At 62.2% G+C, this 18,181-nt stretch carries 20 protein-coding genes; 2 read left to right on the plus strand and 18 right to left on the minus strand.

Annotation, left to right across the window (positions count from 1 at the left end):
- The first annotated feature begins 326 nt into the window (after positions 1–326).
- Positions 327–911, plus strand: coding sequence for a GspH/FimT family pseudopilin (locus ACFODV_RS15755; protein WP_379761145.1), 585 nt, complete (start codon positions 327–329; stop codon positions 909–911).
- Between the two features lie 72 nt (positions 912–983).
- On the opposite strand, the gene ACFODV_RS15760 is transcribed toward ACFODV_RS15755, so the two are convergent.
- The 18 genes from ACFODV_RS15760 to rplU form a co-directional block, all read right to left on the minus strand.
- Positions 984–2,414, minus strand: a complete 1,431-nt coding sequence (locus ACFODV_RS15760) for a pilus assembly PilX family protein (protein ID WP_379761147.1) — start codon at positions 2,412–2,414, stop codon at positions 984–986.
- Between the two features lie 34 nt (positions 2,415–2,448).
- Positions 2,449–3,090, minus strand: a complete 642-nt coding sequence (locus tag ACFODV_RS15765) for a PilW family protein (protein WP_379761149.1) — start codon at positions 3,088–3,090, stop codon at positions 2,449–2,451.
- Complete coding sequence (gene pilV / locus ACFODV_RS15770) at positions 3,087–3,686, minus strand: type IV pilus modification protein PilV (protein WP_379761151.1); 600 nt, start codon at positions 3,684–3,686, stop codon at positions 3,087–3,089. Before pilV ends, ACFODV_RS15765 begins: the two co-directional genes overlap by 4 nt.
- Complete coding sequence (locus ACFODV_RS15775) at positions 3,676–4,107, minus strand: GspH/FimT family pseudopilin (protein ID WP_379761153.1); 432 nt, start codon at positions 4,105–4,107, stop codon at positions 3,676–3,678. Before ACFODV_RS15775 ends, pilV begins: the two co-directional genes overlap by 11 nt.
- Complete coding sequence (locus tag ACFODV_RS15780; protein ID WP_379761278.1) at positions 4,098–4,448, minus strand: type IV pilin protein; 351 nt, start codon at positions 4,446–4,448, stop codon at positions 4,098–4,100. Before ACFODV_RS15780 ends, ACFODV_RS15775 begins: the two co-directional genes overlap by 10 nt.
- A 352-nt stretch (positions 4,449–4,800) precedes the next feature.
- Positions 4,801–5,754 carry a 4-hydroxy-3-methylbut-2-enyl diphosphate reductase gene (ispH, locus tag ACFODV_RS15785; protein ID WP_379761280.1) on the minus strand — a complete coding sequence of 318 codons (954 nt, stop codon included), beginning with the start codon at positions 5,752–5,754 and terminating at the stop codon, positions 4,801–4,803.
- Between the two features lie 126 nt (positions 5,755–5,880).
- Complete coding sequence (fkpB, locus tag ACFODV_RS15790) at positions 5,881–6,342, minus strand: FKBP-type peptidyl-prolyl cis-trans isomerase (RefSeq protein ID WP_379761155.1); 462 nt, start codon at positions 6,340–6,342, stop codon at positions 5,881–5,883.
- Positions 6,343–6,477: 135 nt separating this feature from the next.
- The gene (gene lspA / locus ACFODV_RS15795; protein ID WP_379761282.1) at positions 6,478–6,966 is read right to left on the minus strand and encodes a signal peptidase II; all 489 of its coding nucleotides are present in this window, start codon (positions 6,964–6,966) and stop codon (positions 6,478–6,480) included.
- A gap of 67 nt (positions 6,967–7,033) precedes the next feature.
- Positions 7,034–9,883: an isoleucine--tRNA ligase gene (gene ileS, locus ACFODV_RS15800; protein ID WP_379761157.1), complete on the minus strand. Its 2,850-nt coding sequence runs from the start codon at positions 9,881–9,883 to the stop codon at positions 7,034–7,036.
- A gap of 10 nt (positions 9,884–9,893) precedes the next feature.
- Positions 9,894–10,934 (minus strand): bifunctional riboflavin kinase/FAD synthetase, encoded by a 1,041-nt coding sequence (gene ribF / locus ACFODV_RS15805; RefSeq protein ID WP_379761159.1) that lies wholly within the window; start codon positions 10,932–10,934, stop codon positions 9,894–9,896.
- 99 nt (positions 10,935–11,033) lie between these two features.
- Positions 11,034–12,557, minus strand: a complete 1,524-nt coding sequence (gene murJ / locus ACFODV_RS15810) for a murein biosynthesis integral membrane protein MurJ (protein WP_379761284.1) — start codon at positions 12,555–12,557, stop codon at positions 11,034–11,036.
- A gap of 191 nt (positions 12,558–12,748) precedes the next feature.
- Complete coding sequence (rpsT, locus tag ACFODV_RS15815) at positions 12,749–13,015, minus strand: 30S ribosomal protein S20 (protein ID WP_379761163.1); 267 nt, start codon at positions 13,013–13,015, stop codon at positions 12,749–12,751.
- Between the two features lie 198 nt (positions 13,016–13,213).
- Positions 13,214–14,353, minus strand: coding sequence for a glutamate 5-kinase (gene proB / locus ACFODV_RS15820; RefSeq protein WP_379761165.1), 1,140 nt, complete (start codon positions 14,351–14,353; stop codon positions 13,214–13,216).
- A 28-nt stretch (positions 14,354–14,381) separates the two neighbouring features.
- Positions 14,382–14,723, minus strand: a complete 342-nt coding sequence (locus ACFODV_RS15825; protein WP_379761286.1) for a DUF5615 family PIN-like protein — start codon at positions 14,721–14,723, stop codon at positions 14,382–14,384.
- Positions 14,672–14,932, minus strand: coding sequence for a DUF433 domain-containing protein (locus ACFODV_RS15830; protein WP_379761167.1), 261 nt, complete (start codon positions 14,930–14,932; stop codon positions 14,672–14,674). The genes ACFODV_RS15825 and ACFODV_RS15830 overlap by 52 nt, the downstream gene beginning before the upstream one ends.
- Positions 14,933–14,987: 55 nt before the next feature.
- Entirely contained in the window at positions 14,988–16,175 is a 1,188-nt protein-coding gene (cgtA, locus tag ACFODV_RS15835) for an Obg family GTPase CgtA (RefSeq protein ID WP_379761169.1), read from the minus strand.
- Positions 16,176–16,273: 98 nt separating this feature from the next.
- Positions 16,274–16,531 (minus strand): 50S ribosomal protein L27, encoded by a 258-nt coding sequence (gene rpmA / locus ACFODV_RS15840; protein WP_379761171.1) that lies wholly within the window; start codon positions 16,529–16,531, stop codon positions 16,274–16,276.
- A gap of 30 nt (positions 16,532–16,561) precedes the next feature.
- Complete coding sequence (gene rplU, locus ACFODV_RS15845; RefSeq protein ID WP_379761173.1) at positions 16,562–16,873, minus strand: 50S ribosomal protein L21; 312 nt, start codon at positions 16,871–16,873, stop codon at positions 16,562–16,564.
- 281 nt (positions 16,874–17,154) lie between these two features.
- Between rplU and ispB the strand changes: the two genes are divergently transcribed.
- The gene (ispB, locus tag ACFODV_RS15850; RefSeq protein WP_379761175.1) at positions 17,155–18,153 is read left to right on the plus strand and encodes an octaprenyl diphosphate synthase; all 999 of its coding nucleotides are present in this window, start codon (positions 17,155–17,157) and stop codon (positions 18,151–18,153) included.
- Positions 18,154–18,181: the final 28 nt, after the last annotated feature.

The following is an 18,181-nucleotide window of genomic DNA, read 5'->3' on the forward strand; positions in this document are numbered from 1 at the left end:
ACAGATGGCCCAGCCAGAAGGCCTGTGTCGAGGTCAGTTCAGTCATGGTGTCCTCCTTGGATTCGGATGACACCAGTCTGACGGGGGTTATTCATCTGCAGAAGATGTGGTTTATGGACCGCTTACCGACGACAGATCCATCTATATTTTCGCCGTAGGAGGTCATTACGATCAGTACTGACACTGGAGGCCCCGCAGCGTCACTGCTGACAGGGTAAGGAAATGGCGCACAGCAATTGTACGATATGGCTGACAGAAGGCTGACAGGGCTTGGCTAGGGTGAAAGTAATACCCACTGGCCGAGGAGTCCGCTCCGGGAGGGCATCATGCACCCCGCGACACCCTTCAGTTCCCACATTGACGGGGGCTACTATACAGCCACCCCCCGGACGCGAGTGAAACCCTGCCCACCACAGCGTCAGCAGGGGCTGACGCTTATCGAACTGATTGTCGTCATCGCGGTGCTTGCCATCATCACCACGGTGGGCATTCCAAACTTTCAGCAGTTTACAGCAAGGAATGAGGTCGCAGCGGAAGTGATGAAGTTGAAGAGCGCGCTTTCGATGGCACAGACACATGCGATCATGAAGCGCTCGACCGTGACACTATGCCCAAGCGCCGATCGGACAAGTTGCAGTAATGGGGACTGGTCACTACCGCTCCTTGTGATTCACGGCAGAGCCGAAAGCGGTGATATCAACGGTGAGATCCTCCGGCACTTTAATCCCGGGCGAGTTGAAAGCGTAACCTACCGAAATGATAACCGCCCCATACGTTATGGCCGACTGGGAAGACCAGCCGGCCATAATGGGACGCTCAGGATATGCGGACGTATGGGCACGGGAGCCAGCGTCATCGTAAGCAACTTTGGGCGAGTTCGCGTGGTCAGCGGCCGGCCGTCAGAATGCTGACCGCTGACCGCTGACCGCTGACCGCTGACCGCTGATCGCTGATCGCTGACCGCTGACCGCTGACCGGCAAGATTACTCCGTCTCCCAGGAAGTTGCCTTGGCGAATCCAGGTGCAGACTCAGCCGAATCTTGCGCGAAATCAAGTGCTTCAGCATCATTTTCTAGAGTAGATGATCCACCGCCACTGAAATCAAATTCAAAATTAGAGTTACCATACTGCCAGCCGTCTTCCACTAGGAACCGCTCAACCTCCGGAAATTCTACAAACCCGTTGCTATCAATCCAGTCGTAAGTAGGGCTATCGGGAGTAATAGGCGCATGAATCAATGATCCATAAAGGTCGCCGCTTCCACCACCACTATACTTAACCTGAGCACCTAATACAATAATAATTCCACGGAAATTATTCTTACCTCTCCATGTAAAGTTATCAGCCACCACCAGCACATTTACCTCACCATCACCATCACCAGCGTCATAAGCACTCATATCCGGGTCTTCAGTGACATAATGAATATTAGGCACTGAATAATCTATTGAAGCTGACCTCAACCCTTCAATAAAGGTTATAAATTCACCAATATCAATATCACCATCAGTAATACTAGGAGTGGCTGTGTTTGTTGAAAAACTCTCCCTAAAAAAATCTAAAGGAGTCCACTCCTGATTTCCTGAGCCAGGATATTTTTGCGTTTCACTGCTCTTGTAAACGCTGGAAGGCAAAGAGATCTCATACCCTCCCTTGCCATTAAGATTCATATTATTGGCACCACTAATTGTCACATCATCAGTGTCAAAATCATCTGCCAAAAATGCTATTGGAGGACCATCAAAGAGCCAGTTTATATTGATATCCGCATATTCAACTTCTATAAAAAGAGGCAGGCTTTCTGCAAACGTACCACTTTCGCCAGACACCATCCTCGCCATAGCGACGATATAGCGCTTGACGCGATCGACTTCCTTTTCTTCGCTTGAATCATAGAGCGTGACGAAACGATAACTGCACTCGATATCATCACTCGTAGGATTAATGCCTTCTTTTTCGAGCAGATCGCTGCAATCCTCGTCGGCAAAGTCAATAGGCACAGGCAACACACTCACGCAGGGGCCAGACTCCAGCGACGCAAAGGTGTCCAGGGCGGACAAGAACTCCCAATTGGCGATAAAATCCCCACGCTCTGCAGGAAGCATGGTTTCTTCATCAATGGCGCCTTTTGAGTTGAAGTCAATCACACCCCCTTCGGCGTTGATCGGTAGGAAAAAGTCATCGCTGCTACATTCTTCATTTTTGAGAAACGTCGAAAGGTCGCTTCTTACCATTGAAAAAGCGGCCGCACCTGCCCTCTCTGCGGACATTGAGAGTTTGGTGCTGGCGCGCTGACTACCCGCGAGACGCTCCCCCACGTGAGAGCTCTGCATACTGGACACGCCTATAATCAAGGAGGCGGCTAATACAGAAATCACGACCAGCAGGGCCGATCCGTTTTGATGTTTTTTCATTTTACACCTCCTAATCCTGGCACAAGCAAACCGCTCAGATACCAGCTTTCGCCAATGCTTTGCTTCTATTCACCACGTTGAATGTGAGAGCCTCGGGAGTCTCGCCCGCCGAGCCAAGGGGGGATTCCCGCAATCGCAGAGTAATCTGCCAGATCGAGCTATCACCCAAGGTGTCCGAAAATTCGATTCCGGCTGTACCTGCTCCAGCAAAGCCCCCAACAATAGGCTCAGGGGGTGGGTTGTCAATGCAATTGCTTTCGACGCTAGAAATCTGGACCCTAAGAACAAATTCGTCAATATCCGAGCTTGACGTTGCCACCTGGTAGGTTTTTTCCAATATCTCACCTGTGCCGCACGCCGCACTATCACCACGATTACTGACTTCCAGAGTAATCCCTGCACCATCATCTATAGCTTGCAATGTTCTAGCTCTTCGAATATCTCTGGCCAAGACATCAACGGCAACTGTAACGGCGGCCTGCTTGTCGCGCAGCCACTCTACCTGTCTGAAGGTTTGCAAATTAGCAATCAGCAAGCTGCCAGCCGCCAGCACAATAATTAGGCCGATAACCAAGGCGACCAGCAGCTCGATCAACGAAAAACCCACCTGTTGAGCTGACTTAGCCCTATTCGCGCCATGCACTACCTTTTCTATAGCCATTTTTGTGCGGGTCATTCTTCAGGCTCCATCGGGGCCACTTCGCCTGGAATGCGGAAACCGTATAAAAGATTCGGCGGAGGTGGAGGCTCCAATGCTTCACAATCGCTCTCGCCCCCACCTCCTTCCGCCTCTTCCATACACTCCTGATACTCGGCAACATTACCTGCTAAAGAAACATCTGACCAACTCACATCAACAACATACGTGCATACGCCATAACCAATTATGTCTCCAGCGTATTCCATCGTAACCGAAATATCAGCTGATGCAGTTGCATTCAGAAAAGCCAAGGTTGTCTGCCAATGACTAAGCCAATCAGCCGCAACATCGCTTATAACCGTTGGACAGAACCAGTCTCCGTCTACTTCAAGATCATGCTCGGCGAGAAGGCTCCAGACACGCTCTTCGCCGTCCAAGGCCACCATGCTGGCAAGAGAACGCTGATAAGCAATTGTCGCGCCTTGGGAAGCCTTGAGCTGCATGGCTGCCAAGCCAAGCACTCCCACTGAAAGCACCACTATCGCCACCAGCACTTCAACAAGAGTGAAGCCTTTTTGCCTAAGATTTCTCATCCCAGCAACCCTGAATGTTGACAACATTTCAAAACTCAATATATCCCGAAGGGGACACCGTAATGGTTCGCGAATCGATTACAATCGCGCACCCACCGCTCGTACATCCAGGAGCCCTTCCGAGTCGGTCAAAAACAATCTCGACGTCTCCCTCGACGCCAAAATTTCCAACCCCATCAAGCGGACGCATCATTGTGCATAAATCTTCACTCGTTACAGTAAGACCCCAAGGATCACCCGAAATACTGAGCTCTACATCACCACGACATTTAATAGCCTCTGCCCGCGCATAATTTAGCGCGGCCAACACCTCATTCACGTCTCCTCGAAGCTTGCTTGAATTCAAGACAGACTGAAAATTCGGAATAGCAATCGTTGCAACAATTGCTATTACAGCAACCGTGATAATCAACTCAACCAAGGTAAAACCTCTTTTCCTCATCACCGGCTTCACCAACATCCATCCTCTCCTCGACTCCCGTTACTTCTCACCCACAATGTCGTACAGGCATCTGGAACGCGCTCACCACCGGTCGCTTCCAGTCGATAAGCCTGACCCGACTGGGTCAGACTAATGGTGCTGTAAACGCCTTCCGGAGACCCTGTGGTGTCAAAGCCATCCAAACAGCTTAGCTGGTAACTATTAGTAACCGTGTAACACCTCTCCATGACGGAGGCCGCTTCCATGAGCCAAGCGGTACCATCCACTACACGCGAACGCTCCACATACCTCTGGTAGTTCGGTATCGCAATCGCCGCCAAGATTCCAATCACGGCTACCGCAATGAGCAGTTCGATCAGGGTAAAGCCGGCGCTGCGCCGGGTGCTGCATGTGGGGCCCTGGGGCCTGCGTCGGGTGCTCGGTTGGGTCACGCCGCGCCTCTCCTGCGTTCGTTACGTTTAGTTTCAGTATGTCGCAACAGCGAGATTCTCGCTAGTGTCAAGTCTAAAGACTCTCACCCCAGGTTAGCGATTGCTCACCCGGAAAACCTTTAGCCACTTGATGGCCTGGGATTAAAAGAGATGGGAATACAAGTACTTGGTGCTTTCGACGGCAACCAATGCCTTCTGGTGTCGCAGAAATAGAGACCGACCACAAAATTCGCCCTCATGGCCATGAGGGCGGCGCGATCGTTGGCGCATGCTCGCAAGGCTACTCGCTGACGATGACCCGTTCGCGCAGCTCACGGGGCATGGAGAAGGTGATGGTCTCGGCGAGGCCGTCGAGTTCCTCCGGGGCCTCGGCGCCTAGTTCCTGCAGGCGGTGGATCACGCCCTGCACCAGCACATCGGGGGCGCTAGCTCCGGCGGTCACGCCCACGGCGCTCACCCCTTCCAGCCAGGCGGTGTCGATCTGCTCTGCGCTGTCGATCAGGTAGGCCGGGGTGCCGACCCGCTCGGAGAGCTCGCGCAGGCGGTTGGAGTTGGAGCTGTTGGGGCTGCCCACCACCAGTACCAGATCCGCGCCTGCTGCCAGTTCGCGCACGGCGTCCTGGCGGTTCTGGGTGGCGTAGCAGATGTCGTCCTTGCGCGGCCCCTCGATCTCCGGGAACTTGGCGCGCAGGGCGTCGATCACCCGGGCGGTGTCGTCCATGGAGAGGGTGGTCTGGGTGACAAAGGCCAGCCGGCTCGGGTCGTTCACCTCCAGCCTGGCCACGTCGTTCTCGTCTTCCACCAGATACATGGCGCCGCCATGGGCGGTGTCGTAGCGGCCCAGGGTGCCTTCCACCTCCGGGTGGCCCTCGTGGCCGATCAGAACGCACTCCTGGCCGCGGCGGGCGTAGCGCAGCACCTCCAGGTGGACCTTGGTGACCAGCGGGCAGGTGGCGTCGAACACCTTGAGGCCGCGGCGGTCGGCTTCCTCCTGCACGGCGCGGGAGACGCCGTGGGCGGAGAAGATCACGATGACATCGTCGGGAACCTCATGAAGCTCCTCGACGAAGACGGCGCCGCGCTCACGCAGGGTGTCCACCACGTAGCGGTTGTGAACCACTTCGTGGCGCACGTAGATCGGCGGGCCGAAGGCATCGAGGGAGCGGTTGACGATCTCGATGGCGCGGTCGACGCCCGCGCAGAAGCCGCGGGGGTTGGCCAGCTTGATTCGCATGGAGTTGGCTTGCATGGGCGCCTCGCCTTGATGCTGGTGCATCTGCTGTTGATTCGTTGGTAACGGCCGCCGGGGCGCCTTCGGCGCCATTCGCCGGGCAGAGCCCAGCTCCCACAGGTGGCAGCGTCAGTGGGTGGTGGCGGGCTTCACGTCGAGCACGTCCACCTCGAAGGTCAGGGTACGCCCTGCCAGCGGGTGGTTGAAGTCCACGTCGATCATGTCGCCGTCGATTTCGCTGATCACGCCGGGCAGTTCGCCACCGGCGGGGTCGGCGAAGGACATCACGGTGCCCAGTTCCACCGGTTCCTCGCCGAAGTTGTCGCGCTTGATGCGGTGGACGTTCTGCGGGTTGTGCTGGCCGAAGGCGTGCTCCGGGGTGATCTCGAAGGTGCCGCTCTCGCCGGTGGTCATGCCCTTCATGGGGTGTTCGAAGCCGGGCGGCAGGTTGCCGTCGCCCACCTGGAAGGTGGCCGGGGCCTTGTCCCGGGTGGAATCCACCACGGTGCCGTCCTCAAGCTTAAGGGTGAAGTGCAGGGTCACTTCCATGCCCTCGTCGATACGGTATTCCTGGCTGTTCTGGTCGGTCATGAGGTGTAGGACTCGGTAAGGATGTATAGGTTCGGTGGCACCGTGGGGCGCCTGTCGGCGCCAATCGTCGAGGCGTCGAACCGGCAATAAATTGCGCTCCCGCCGGGACGGCCGGGCGACACCGCCGCGGCTATTTCAGGCGCGTCGTCGCGCGCGGCGCTTCTCGCCGAACACCGATTCCCAGATCAGGCCGATGGCCCCCAGGGTGATGCCGATGTCCGCCACGTTGAAGGCCGGGTAGTACCAGCCGGCCACGTGGAAGGAGAGAAAGTCCACCACGTAACCGTGGACCAGCCGGTCATAGAGATTGCCCAGGGCCCCGCCGATGATCGCCGCCAGCGACACGGCCAGCAGCGTCTCGTCGCGCTTGAGCCGGGTCAGCCAGACGGTCAGGCCGATGCTCGCCCCCACCGCGAAAGCGGCGAAGAACCAGCGCTGCCAGCCGGGGTGGTCGGCCAGGAAGCTGAAGGCGGCGCCGGTGTTGTGCAGAAGCGTCAGGTTGAAGAACGGCAGCACCTCCACCGGGCGGGCGTAGTCGAGCATGGCGCTGGCCGCATATTTCGTCGCCAGGTCCAGCACGATGATCGCCACGGCCAGCCACAGCCAGCGCAGCGGGCGCTGCATGGGCGGCACCCCTGGCGTGCTGACAGCAGGGCTGGCAGGGGTGCCACCCCCCTGGGAGGGACGCTGATCAGGCATGCAGACGCGTCTCGCCGGGGCCGTCGGGCAGGTTGCTTACGCAGCGCCCGCACAGGTCGTCGTGCCCTTCGTGGGTGCCCACATCCGGGCGGTGGTGCCAGCAGCGCTCGCACTTGCGATGATCGCTGACGGCCACCGCCACCCTGAGGCCCTCAAGGTCGGTGGCCTCGGCGCCTTCGCCTTCGGTTTTTTCAGCATCGCCGAGGGGGGCCAGGGTCACCTCGCTGGTCAGCATCACGAAGCGCAGCTCGTCGCCCAGCTTGGCCAGTGTCGCCTGCAGGCTGTCGTCCACGTAGAGGGTGACCTCGGCGGCCAGGCTGCCCTTGATGGTCTTGGCGTTGCGAGCGTCCTCCAGGCATTTGTTCACCGCCTGCTTGACCTCGAGCACCTGCTCCCAGAAATCACGGCCCATCTTGGCGGCGGCGTCCAGGGTGGCCAGGCCCTCGTAGTAGGTCGCCAGCAGCACGCTGTCGGCGCGCTCGCCGGGAATGTTCTCGAAGATCTCCTCGGCAGTGAAGGAGAGGATCGGCGCCACCCAGCGAGAGAGCGCTTCCACCACGTGGTAGAGCGCGGTCTGGGCGCTGCGGCGCGCCAGGGAGTCGGGCTGGGTGGTGTACTGGCGATCCTTGATCACGTCCAGGTAGAAGCCGCCCAGCTCCCGGGCGCAGAAGCCGTGCACCTGCTGGTAGACGTCCAGGAAACGATACTCCTGGTAGGCGATTTCGATGCGCGCCTGCAGCTGGGCGGCGCGGTCGACCACCCACTGGTCCAGGTCCAGCATCTCGTGAAACGCCACGGCGTCGCGGCTCGGCTCGAAGCCGTTGAGGTTGGCGAGCAGGAAGCGCGAGGTGTTGCGAATGCGGCGGTAGACGTCGGCGGTGCGCTTGAGGATCTCGTCGGAGACCGCCATCTCGTTGCCGTAGTCGGTGGAGGCGACCCACAGGCGCAGGATGTCGGCGCCGAGCTTGTCCATCACCTCCTGGGGCGCCACCACATTGCCCATGGACTTGGACATCTTGCGGCCCTGGGCATCCACGGTGAAGCCGTGGGTGAGCAGGCCGCGGTAGGGCGGGTGGCCGTCCATGGCGCAGCCGGTCAGCAGCGAAGAGTGGAACCAGCCGCGGTGCTGGTCGGAGCCCTCCAGGTACAGGTCGGCAATCGGCCCGCTCTCGTGGCCGTGGGGGTGAGAGCCGCGCAGCACGTGGCGATGGGTGGTGCCGGAGTCGAACCAGACGTCCAGGGTGTCGGTGACCTTGTCGTAGTCCGCGGCCTCATCGCCCAGCAGTTCGGCGGCCTCGAGGCGGAACCAGGCGTCGATGCCCTCGTTCTCGACCCGCGTGGCGGCCTCTTCCATCAGCTCGAGGGTGCGCGGGTGCAGCTCGCCGGTCACCTTGTGCAAAAAGAAGGGGATCGGCACGCCCCAGTTGCGCTGGCGGGAGATGCACCAGTCCGGGCGGTTGGCGATCATGCTGTGCAGCCGCGCCTGGCCCCAGGCCGGCACGAACTGGGTGGCTTGGATGCCTTCCAGGGCGCGCTCGCGCAGGGTCTTGCCATCGCGGCCCAGCACGTCCATGCCCACGAACCACTGGGCGGTGGCGCGGTAGATCACCGGGGTCTTGTGGCGCCAGCAGTGCATGTAGCTGTGGATGATCGGCTCATGGTGCATCAGCGCCCCGACCTCGCGCAGTTTCTCTACGATCTGCGGGTTGGCCTTCCAGATCATCTGGCCGCCGAAGAACGGCAGGTCCTCGGCATAGACGCCGTTGCCCTGCACCGGGCTGAGGATCTCCTCGAAGGCCATGCCGTGATCGCGGCAGGTGACGAAGTCATCCATGCCGTAGGCGGGGGCGGAGTGGACGATACCGGTGCTGCCCTCCTCGGCCTCGACGTAGTCGGCGAGATACACCGGCGAGAGACGATCATAGAGCGGGTGGCGGAAGCGGATGCCATCGAAGGCCTCGCCGAGGGCGGTGGCGATCACCTCGCCCGTCAGGCCGTAGCGCGCCAGGCACGACGCGACCAGGTCCTCCACCAGCACCAGCAGCCGCTCGCCGGTGTCCACCAGGGCGTAGGTGAACTCCGGATGCATGTTGAGCGCCTGGTTGGCGGGGATGGTCCAGGGCGTGGTGGTCCAGATCACGATGCCGGCCGGCTTGGACAGGGCCGCGAGGCCGAAGGCGGCCGCCAGCTGGTCGGCGTCTTCCACCGGAAAGGCCACGTCGACGGCGTCGGACTTCTTGTCGGCGTACTCCACCTCGGCCTCGGCCAGGGCGGAGCCGCAGTCGAAGCACCAGTTCACCGGCTTGAGCCCCTTGAAGACGTAGCCGGCCTTGACCATATCGGCCAGGGCGCGGATCTCACCGGCCTCGTTGGCGAAGTCCATGGAGCGGTAGGGGTTGTCCCAGTCGCCCATCACGCCCAGGCGCACGAAGTCGGCCAGCTGGCCCTGGATCTGCTCGCCGGCGTACTCGCGGCAGAGATGGCGGGCGCGCTCGGCTTCGAGGTGCTTGCCGTGGGTGGTCTCCACCTTGTGCTCGATGGGCAGGCCGTGGCAGTCCCAGCCGGGCACGTAGGGGGCGTCGAATCCGGCCAGGTTCTTCGACTTGACGATCATGTCCTTGAGGATCTTGTTGACGGCGTGACCGATGTGAATGCTGCCGTTGGCGTAGGGAGGGCCATCGTGCAGCACGAACAGCGGCTTGCCACTGCGCTCGTCGCGCAGGCGGTGGTAGAGATCCTGCTGCTGCCACTGGGCCAGCCGCTTGGGCTCACGCTTGGGCAGCATGCCCCGCATAGGGAAGTCGGTTTCTGGCAGGTTCAGAGTGTGCTTGTAGTCGCTCATATCCTGGAGGTCAGCCGTCGTCGTGGTCGGCGGGGGTACCCGCCGAGGAATCGGAAGTCACGGACTCGCGCGCCAACGGCGCCGATGCCAGAGGAAGAGAATTTTCGTTGTCGAGGGCAACGGGGTGCTGCAAAAAGTAACGCTGCGCGCGACGCCGATCGGCGCCGATCTGCTGCTTCAGGGCCGCGAAGTCGTCGAATTTTACCTCGCCACGCAGCTTGGCACAGGGAAATACCCGGAGGCGCTCGCCATAGAGGTCGCCATCGAAATCGAACAGGTGTACCTCCAGCACCGGCCGGGTGCTGCCCACCGTGGGCCGCCAGCCGATGTTGGCGACGCCGGGAAGGCATCGGCCGTCGGGCAGTTCGCTGACCACCGCATAAACGCCGTGCAGGGCCAGGGAGCGCACCGGCTGGGGCAGGTTGGCAGTGGGCACACCGATGGTGCGCGCCAGCTTCTGGTCGGCCACCACGCGGCCACCCAGCTGGTAGGGGCGCCCCAGCAGCCTGGCCGCAGCGTCGAAGTTGCCGCTGGCCAGCAGAGTGCGAATGCGGGTGCTGGAAACGCGATCGTCGTCGATGGTGAAGGTGCGGGTGTGCTCGACGCCGAAGCCACGATGCTCGCCGATCTCGGTTAGCAGGTGGAAATCGCCGCGGCGGTCGCAGCCGAAACGAAAATCATCGCCCACCACCAAGTGGCGCACGCCCAGGCCGTCGATCAGCACCTTATCGATGAAGGCCTCGGCGGTGAGGCTGCGCAGGGCATCGTTGAAGGGCAGGCAGAGCACCCGCTCCACGCCGGCCTCATCCAGCAGGCGCACCTTGTCGCGCAGCAGGGCGAGGCGCGGCGGCGCCTGGTCGCCGGCGAAGAACTCCCGGGGCTGCGGCTCGAAGACCACCACGGTGACCGGCAGCTGCAGTTTGGCGGCCTGTTCGCGGCACTGGTCGAGAATCGCCTGGTGGCCTCTGTGCACCCCATCGAAATTGCCGATGGTGGCCACGCAGCCGCGGTGCTCGTCGCGCAGGTTGTGCAGTCCTCGGATCACTTGCATGGCGTTGATCAAGCCCCGCTGGCCAGAAGGTCATCGTAAAATGGCGATTATACCGGACCGCCGGCCCCTTGACAGCCGGGCCGGCCTGGTCTTCTGTCTTCAGCTTTTCATTCGAAACTGACGAAGGCGCACCCCGAAGGCGGCGAGCCAGGCAAAGTAGACCCCGGCGCCGGCCACCACCAGGGCGGCCAGCCAGGTCACCCGCGTCCAGACATCCCAGCCCAGCCACGCCTGCCAGTCGGGAGAGATCCACCACAGGCCGATGCTCATTACCGCGCAGCCGCCGATAAGCTGAACCGCATAGCGGCCCCAGCCGGGCTGGAACACCAGCACGCGCTCCTTGTAGAGCAGCCAGCCCAGCAGGCCGGCATTCAGGAACGCCGAGAGTGCCGTGGCCAGGGCCAGGCCGGCGTGGGCCAGGGGCCAGATCAGGATCAGGTTGAACACCATATTGGCGACCATGGCGATAATGCCGATCTTCACCGGGGTCTTGGTGTTCTGGCGGGCGAAGAAGCCGGGCGCCAGCACCTTGATCAGCATGAAGGCCACCAGGCCGAACGCATAGGCGCGCAGGCTCATCGCCGCCATGGCGATATCGTGATCGGTCATGGCGCCATAGTGAAACAGCGAGATCAGCAGTGGCTCGGCGAGAATGGCCAGGGCCAGGGCCGCCGGCAGGCCAAGCAGCAGCACGGCGCGGATCGCCCAGTCGAGCATCTCGCTGAAGTGCTGGCCGGACTGCTCGGCGTGGCGCTTGGAGAGCGCCGGCAGTATCACCGTGCCGATGGCGATGCCGAACACCCCCAGCGGCAGCTCTACCAGGCGGTCCGAGTAGTAGAGCCAGGAGACGCTGCCCGGCGCCAGCAGCGAGGCGAGGATGGTATCCAGCAGCAGGTTGATCTGGGAGACCGAGACGCCGAACAGCGCCGGCGCCATCAGCACCATGATCTGCTTGACGCCGGGGTGCACGAAGCTCGGCCAGGGCCGCGGCATCAGCCCCAGGCGCACCAGGAACGGCACCTGGAAGGCGAGCTGGGCGACACCGGCGATCAGCACGCCCCAGGCCAGCGCCATGGCCGGCTCGGTCATCAGCGGGGTGAGCAGCAGCGCCGCGCCGATCAGCGAGAGGTTGAGCAGCACCGGGGTAAAGGCCGGGATGGCGAAGCGGTTCCAGGTGTTGAGCACGCTGCCGGAGAAGGCGGTCAGCGAGATCAGCAGCAGGTAGGGGAAGGTGAGCCGCAGCATGTCGGCGGTAAGCGCCAGCTTGGCCGGGTCGCGGCCGAAGCCGGGGGCAAACACCCACACCAGCCAGGGGGCGGCGACCATGAACAGCGCCGTGAGCAGTGCCAGCACCACGGTCAAACTGCCGGCGGCGGCATTGAGCAGCTCGCGCACCTCGCGCTTGCTGCCGCGGGTCGCATACTCCGAGAGCACCGGTACGAAGGCCTGGTTGAAGGCCCCTTCGGCAAACAGCCGCCGCATGAAGTTGGGAATCTTGAAGGCGACGAAGAAGGCGTCCGCGCCGCTGCCCGCGCCGAAAAAGGCGGCAATGACCACGTCGCGCACCAGGCCCATGACCCGCGAGAGCATGGTCATGACGCTGACCACCAGGCCCGAGCGCATCAGCCCGCCGGCCTTGGGGGCCACCACCTTGTCGTGCTCATCCCCCGGAGTGGGGGGTAACTGCTCGCGATCCGTCACGGTTGGGCTCCTCGGCGAACTCGGGGAACGGCGGCCACAAAAAAACCGGCCGCAGCCGGTTTTTTTACGAGACGCCTGCCACGCAGGCCGCGTCTCGAGGGCATCTGACCGGCTTAGGCAGCCAATGCCTTGATGCGCTTGTTCAGGCGGCTCTTCATGCGTGCGGCACGCTTCTTGGAGAGCACGTCCTTGTCGGCGATACGGTCGATGACCGGCTGCGCCTGCTGGAACTCGGCCATGGCCTGGGCGTGGTCGCCGCTGTTGATGGCCTTGATGACGCGCTTGATGTAGGTACGCACCATGGAGCGCTGACCGGCCTTCAGTAAACGACGGCCTTCGGACTGACGCGCCCGCTTACGAGCTTGCTTGCTGTTTGCCACTGGATGTCTCCTTGGAGATGCTTCGCCGCCCGTGTGATGACGGCATCGATAACGTATTGATCCGGCAGAAAAGTCCGAGACTTTCCGCCGGCTTGGCCATCTGGCCGACCGCTTGACATCAGCGATCGTTCACGGGCCGTGTCTGAGAGGATGGCGCATCCTATCACAGCCCGCGCTGCGCTTGCCATAGTGGCGCGGCTACAACACCACCAGGTTGTCACGATGGATCAGCTCCGGCGCTTCCATGAAGCCGAGGATCGCCTCGATCTGGTGGCTCGGCTTACCGAGAATGCGCGCCGCGTCGTCGGCGCCATAGTTAACGAGCCCTTTCGCCACGCGCTCACCCTGTTCGTCGACACAGAGCACCATGTCACCGCGGCGAAACTGCCCCGATACCGCTTTCACGCCCACCGCCAGCAGGCTGGAGCCGCTATCGCGCAGCACCTTCACCGCCCCGGCGTCCAGAATCAGGGAGCCGCGCACCTGCAGTTGGCCGGCCAGCCAGCGCTTGCGCGCCGCGATCGGCACCTGGTCGGGACGCAGCAGAGTCCCGAGACGCTCACCTGCCATCAGCCGGGTAAGCACCTCGGGCTGACGCCCGCTGGCGATGGCGGTATAGGCGCCGGAACGCGCCGCCAGGTGAGCCGCACGAAGTTTGGTGGCCATGCCGCCGCGGCCGAGCGCACCGCCGCCGCCGGCCACCGCGGCCAGCGCCGGATCGTCGGCACGCCCCTCAAGAATCAGCCGCGCCCCGGCGTTGCTGCGCGGGTCGGCGTCGAAGAGCCCCTCCTGGTCGGTAAGAATCACCAGGGCATCGGCTTCCAGCAGGTTGGCCACCAGGGCGCCCAGGGTGTCGTTGTCGCCGAAGCGAATCTCGTCGGTGACCACGGTGTCGTTCTCGTTGATCACCGGCACCACGCGCAGATCGACCAGGGTGCGCAGGGCCGAGCGGGCGTTGAGGTAGCGCTTGCGATCGGAGAGGTCGTCGTGGGTCAGCAACACCTGGGCGGTGAGCAGGCCGTGGCGGGCGAAGTGGCTTTCGTAGCATTCGGTGAGGCCGTTCTGCCCCACCGCGGCAGCGGCCTGGAGCTCATGCACCGCCGAGGGGCGCACCTGCCAGCCAAGGCGCACCATGCCGGCGGCCACCGCGCCTGAAGAGACCAGCACCACCTCAATACCACGGCGATGCAGCGCGGCGACCTGATCCACCCAGCCGCCGATCGCCGCCTCGTCCAGGCCGCGACCGTCGTTGGTCAGCAGCGCGCTGCCGATCTTCACCACCACCCGGCGAGCGCCCACCAGCGCCTCGCGGCCGGGATTGTTAACCCCTTCCTTCATCTTGGTTCCTGAAGTTTGCTGGGTAGGATTATTGCCGATCACTCAGCTCGACCAAGGGTTCGCTTTGCGAAAGCAGCTGTAACGCTGCTGGCAGAAGTCTCTGAAGCACCTCGCGCATCCGGGCATTGGTCGTATTGCCCATGGTCACCCAGATCACTCTTGGCGGAGGGCCGTGCCGCTCAAGGAGGTCGGGGAAGTCCCGATCCTTGGTCAGAACCACCGCATCCGCCTCACGAGCCGCAGAAAAGATCTCCTCATCCGACGCGTCATGATAGCCGAGCCAGCGGGCAGAGTAGGCCTCAACCCCAAGGCTTTCGGTTATCCAGGGAGCCAGATGGGGCGAGAGCTGAGCATCGACCCAGAGGATAATGCGGCAAGCACAGGATGGTCCAGGCGACGGGCGGCAAACAGCAGTGCCGCCCGGATGTCATCAAGCTCCAGGTCCGGCATCTCTTCAAGCACGTCCTGTGCACTGAGACCCTGGGCCATAAGATCCAGAACATCCATTACACGGATGCGCATGCCGCGAATACAGGGCCTGCCACCGCATTGGGCGGGATCAATCGTGATACGACTCAACAGAGTATCCATCCTGCCTCCCCTTATCCGTCCGACCTACCCTCAGTTTACGCCCTCAGGGCGCGTATTCGACCTCGACGTCGTAGTCGTCGTCATCGAAATCGTCATCATCCTCATCGACCGTCTTGCGCTTGCGGCCCAGACGCGCCTCGGTGCGGGCGACCGCTTCGTCTTCCATGCGTGCACGCATCTCGCGGGCCCGCTCGGCGGCCTCCTCGTCCTCGTTCTCCAGCTGGCGCTGTTCGGTCAGCCAGCGGTAAGCCGCCTGAACCAGGGCCGCCGTGCCGTCGGCCGAGATCGCCGAGATGCGAAACACCGGGCCTTCCCAGCCCAGGCGGCGAACGATATCGGCGGCGCGCTCCTCACGCTCCTCGGCGGGAAGCAGGTCAAACTTGTTGAGCACCAGCCAGCGTGGCAGCTCGGCGAGCGTCGGGGAGAACTCGCCCAGCTCGTGGGTGATCGCCTGGGCGACCTCCACCGGGTCGGACTCGTCGAAGGGCGCCACGTCCACCACGTGGAACAGCAACCGGGTACGGGTCAGGTGCTTGAGGAAACGCAGCCCCAGGCCGGCCCCGTCCGAGGCCCCCTCGATCAGCCCCGGCACGTCGGCCATCACGAAGTGCTCGTGCATGCCGAGCTTCACCACGCCCAGGTTGGGCACCAGGGTGGTGAACGGATAGTTGGCGACCTTGGGCTTGGCGGCAGAGACAGCGCGGATCAGCGTCGACTTGCCCGCATTGGGCATGCCCAGCAGACCCACGTCGGCCATCACTTTCATCTCCAGGCGCAGGTTGCGGCGCTCGCCTTCGGTGCCCAGTGTCGTCCGCCGCGGCGCCCGATTGGTGGAGGACTTGAAGTGAATGTTGCCCAGCCCTCGGCGGCCAGCCTGGGCCACCATCACCACCTGACCGATCTCGGTGACGTCGGCGATCACTTCGAGGGTCTCCTCGTCGATCACCGTGGTACCCACGGGCACCTTGACGTGCAGGTCCTCGCCGGCGCGGCCGCTCATTTGCCGGCCCATGCCGCCCTGGCCGTTCTGAGCCTTGTAGAAGCGCTGGAACCTGAAGTCGATCAGGGTGTTGAGGGAGTCGTCACCGATCAGGTAGACGCTGCCGCCGTGGCCGCCATCGCCGCCATCCGGGCCACCCTTGGGCACATATTTCTCGCGCCGGAAGCTGAGGCAACCATTGCCCCCCTTTCCGGCCTCCACGATGATCGAGGCTTCGTCGACGAACTGCATCTGTCATTCTCCTGACGGCGGCTGCCGTCTTACCCATCTGGGCATATACAAGAAGGCCCCGCCTGGGCGGGGCCTTCTCGCTGCAAGCCTCAGGCGTCTCAGGCAGAGACGACAGTGACAAACTTGCGGCTTTTCGGACCCTTGGTCTCGAACTTGATCACACCGTCGTTCAGAGCGAACAGGGTGTGGTCGCGGCCCAGACCGACGCCGGTACCGGCGTGGAACTTGGTGCCGCGCTGACGCACGATAATGTTGCCGGCAGTGACGGTCTGGCCACCGTAAAGCTTAACGCCAAGGCGCTTGGATTCTGAATCGCGACCGTTACGCGTGGAACCGGCTGCTTTTTTATGTGCCATGGAAACATTCTCCGTTCAGGGGTGAACCGCTTACGCGGAAATCCCGGTGATCTTGACTTCAGTGAACCACTGGCGGTGGCCCTGACGCTTCATGCTGTGCTTGCGGCGGCGAAACTTGATGATGGTGATCTTGTCGCGACGGCCGTGGGCAACGATTTCCGCAGAAACCTTGGCACCCTCGACCATTGGCGCGCCGACCTTGATCTCGTCATCGCTGCCAACCAGCAGCACTTCATCGAAGTCGATGGACTCGCCGGTCGGAACTTCGATCTTTTCCAGCTTGAGGGTCTGGCCTTCCTGAACGCGGTACTGCTTGCCACCGCTCTTGATAACTGCGTACATACTTGTCTCTCCAGGACTCATCGGGGTTGGCTCTTGATCGGCCTGCGGCGAGTGGCGCCTCTTCTGGCACCATCTGACAGGGAGCGGGATGAGTGGGCCGCGCATTATAACTGTGCGCCGAGGAAGGCACAACCCGTGCCGCACCTGCTATTTGTGACCAGCCCAACGCCTACGAGCGGCTCGCCTTGACGCCCATGAGGGGGCCCCATAGCATGAGCCGCAACTCAAGGCCAGAGGGGACCGCCACGCCCCGGCCCCCATCACTTCAGTTGAAACCGCCCATGACTGCTGACGTCACCTCCACCGCTGCTGCTGCCCCCTCATCAATCCATGCCGTCGTGGCCGAGGATTTCGCTGCCGTCAACCGCACCATCGTGGATCAGCTGACCTCGCGGGTGCCGCTGGTGGAAACCATCGGCCAGTACATCATTGCCAGCGGTGGCAAGCGCTTGCGCCCGCTGTTGGTGCTGCTGGCGGCTCGCTCGCTGGGCTACCAGGGTGAGCGCCACGTGATGCTGGCCACCCTCATCGAGTTCATGCACACCTCGACCCTGCTGCATGACGACGTGGTGGATGAATCCCACATGCGCCGCGGAAAGGCCACCGCTAACGACGCCTGGGGCAATGCCCCGTCCGTTCTGGTCGGCGACTTTCTCTATTCTCGCTCCTTCCAGATGATGGTGGAGGTAGGTTCCATGCGGATCATGGGCGTTCTCTCCTCCGCCACCTGCGTCATTGCCGAGGGCGAAGTGCAGCAGCTCACCAACGTGGGCAACGCGGACATCGACGAAGCGGCCTACTTCGAAACCATCCAGGGCAAGACCGCCATGCTTTTCGAAGCGGCCAGCCACAGCGGCGCGATACTCGCCCAGGCCACTCCGGAGCAGGAGGCCGCCCTTCAGCACTACGGCCGCTATCTGGGCATGGCTTTCCAACTGATCGACGACTTGCTCGATTACCAGGGCGACGCCGAGGCGATGGGCAAGAACGTGGGCGACGACCTGGCCGAGGGCAAGCCCACCCTGCCGCTGATTCAGGCCATGGCGGCCGGCACCCCTGAGCAGGCCGCAATGATCCGCCGGGCGATCCGTCAGGGCGGCCTGGATCATCTCGACGAGGTGCTGGCCATCGTCAACGCCACCGGCGCACTGGCGTACACCCGATTGCGCGCCGAGGAGATGGCCGACAGGGCGCTGGCGCAGCTGGATCATCTGCCCCCCTCTCCCTACCGCGACAGCATGGCCGACCTGGCTCGCCTGGCGGTGGAGCGCACCTCGTAAACCTGACTGCTGCCAAAGGCTTGCAAAG

Source organism: Halomonas tibetensis, assembly GCF_042643535.1.
GTDB lineage: Bacteria > Pseudomonadota > Gammaproteobacteria > Pseudomonadales > Halomonadaceae > Halomonas > Halomonas tibetensis.

Coding starts and splice junctions, on each gene's coding strand:
- ACFODV_RS15755 (WP_379761145.1), top strand. CDS start 327: ATGCACCCCGCGACACCCTTCAGTTCCCACATTGACGGGGGCTACTAT.
- ACFODV_RS15760 (WP_379761147.1), bottom strand. CDS start 2,414: ATGAAAAAACATCAAAACGGATCGGCCCTGCTGGTCGTGATTTCTGTA.
- ACFODV_RS15765 (WP_379761149.1), bottom strand. CDS start 3,090: ATGACCCGCACAAAAATGGCTATAGAAAAGGTAGTGCATGGCGCGAAT.
- ACFODV_RS15775 (WP_379761153.1), bottom strand. CDS start 4,107: ATGTTGGTGAAGCCGGTGATGAGGAAAAGAGGTTTTACCTTGGTTGAG.
- ispH (WP_379761280.1), bottom strand. CDS start 5,754: ATGCGAATCAAGCTGGCCAACCCCCGCGGCTTCTGCGCGGGCGTCGAC.
- fkpB (WP_379761155.1), bottom strand. CDS start 6,342: ATGACCGACCAGAACAGCCAGGAATACCGTATCGACGAGGGCATGGAA.
- lspA (WP_379761282.1), bottom strand. CDS start 6,966: ATGCAGCGCCCGCTGCGCTGGCTGTGGCTGGCCGTGGCGATCATCGTG.
- ileS (WP_379761157.1), bottom strand. CDS start 9,883: ATGAGCGACTACAAGCACACTCTGAACCTGCCAGAAACCGACTTCCCT.
- ribF (WP_379761159.1), bottom strand. CDS start 10,934: ATGCAAGTGATCCGAGGACTGCACAACCTGCGCGACGAGCACCGCGGC.
- murJ (WP_379761284.1), bottom strand. CDS start 12,557: ATGCGCTCGGGCCTGGTGGTCAGCGTCATGACCATGCTCTCGCGGGTC.
- proB (WP_379761165.1), bottom strand. CDS start 14,353: ATGAAGGAAGGGGTTAACAATCCCGGCCGCGAGGCGCTGGTGGGCGCT.
- cgtA (WP_379761169.1), bottom strand. CDS start 16,175: ATGCAGTTCGTCGACGAAGCCTCGATCATCGTGGAGGCCGGAAAGGGG.
- rpmA (WP_379761171.1), bottom strand. CDS start 16,531: ATGGCACATAAAAAAGCAGCCGGTTCCACGCGTAACGGTCGCGATTCA.
- rplU (WP_379761173.1), bottom strand. CDS start 16,873: ATGTACGCAGTTATCAAGAGCGGTGGCAAGCAGTACCGCGTTCAGGAA.
- ispB (WP_379761175.1), top strand. CDS start 17,155: ATGACTGCTGACGTCACCTCCACCGCTGCTGCTGCCCCCTCATCAATC.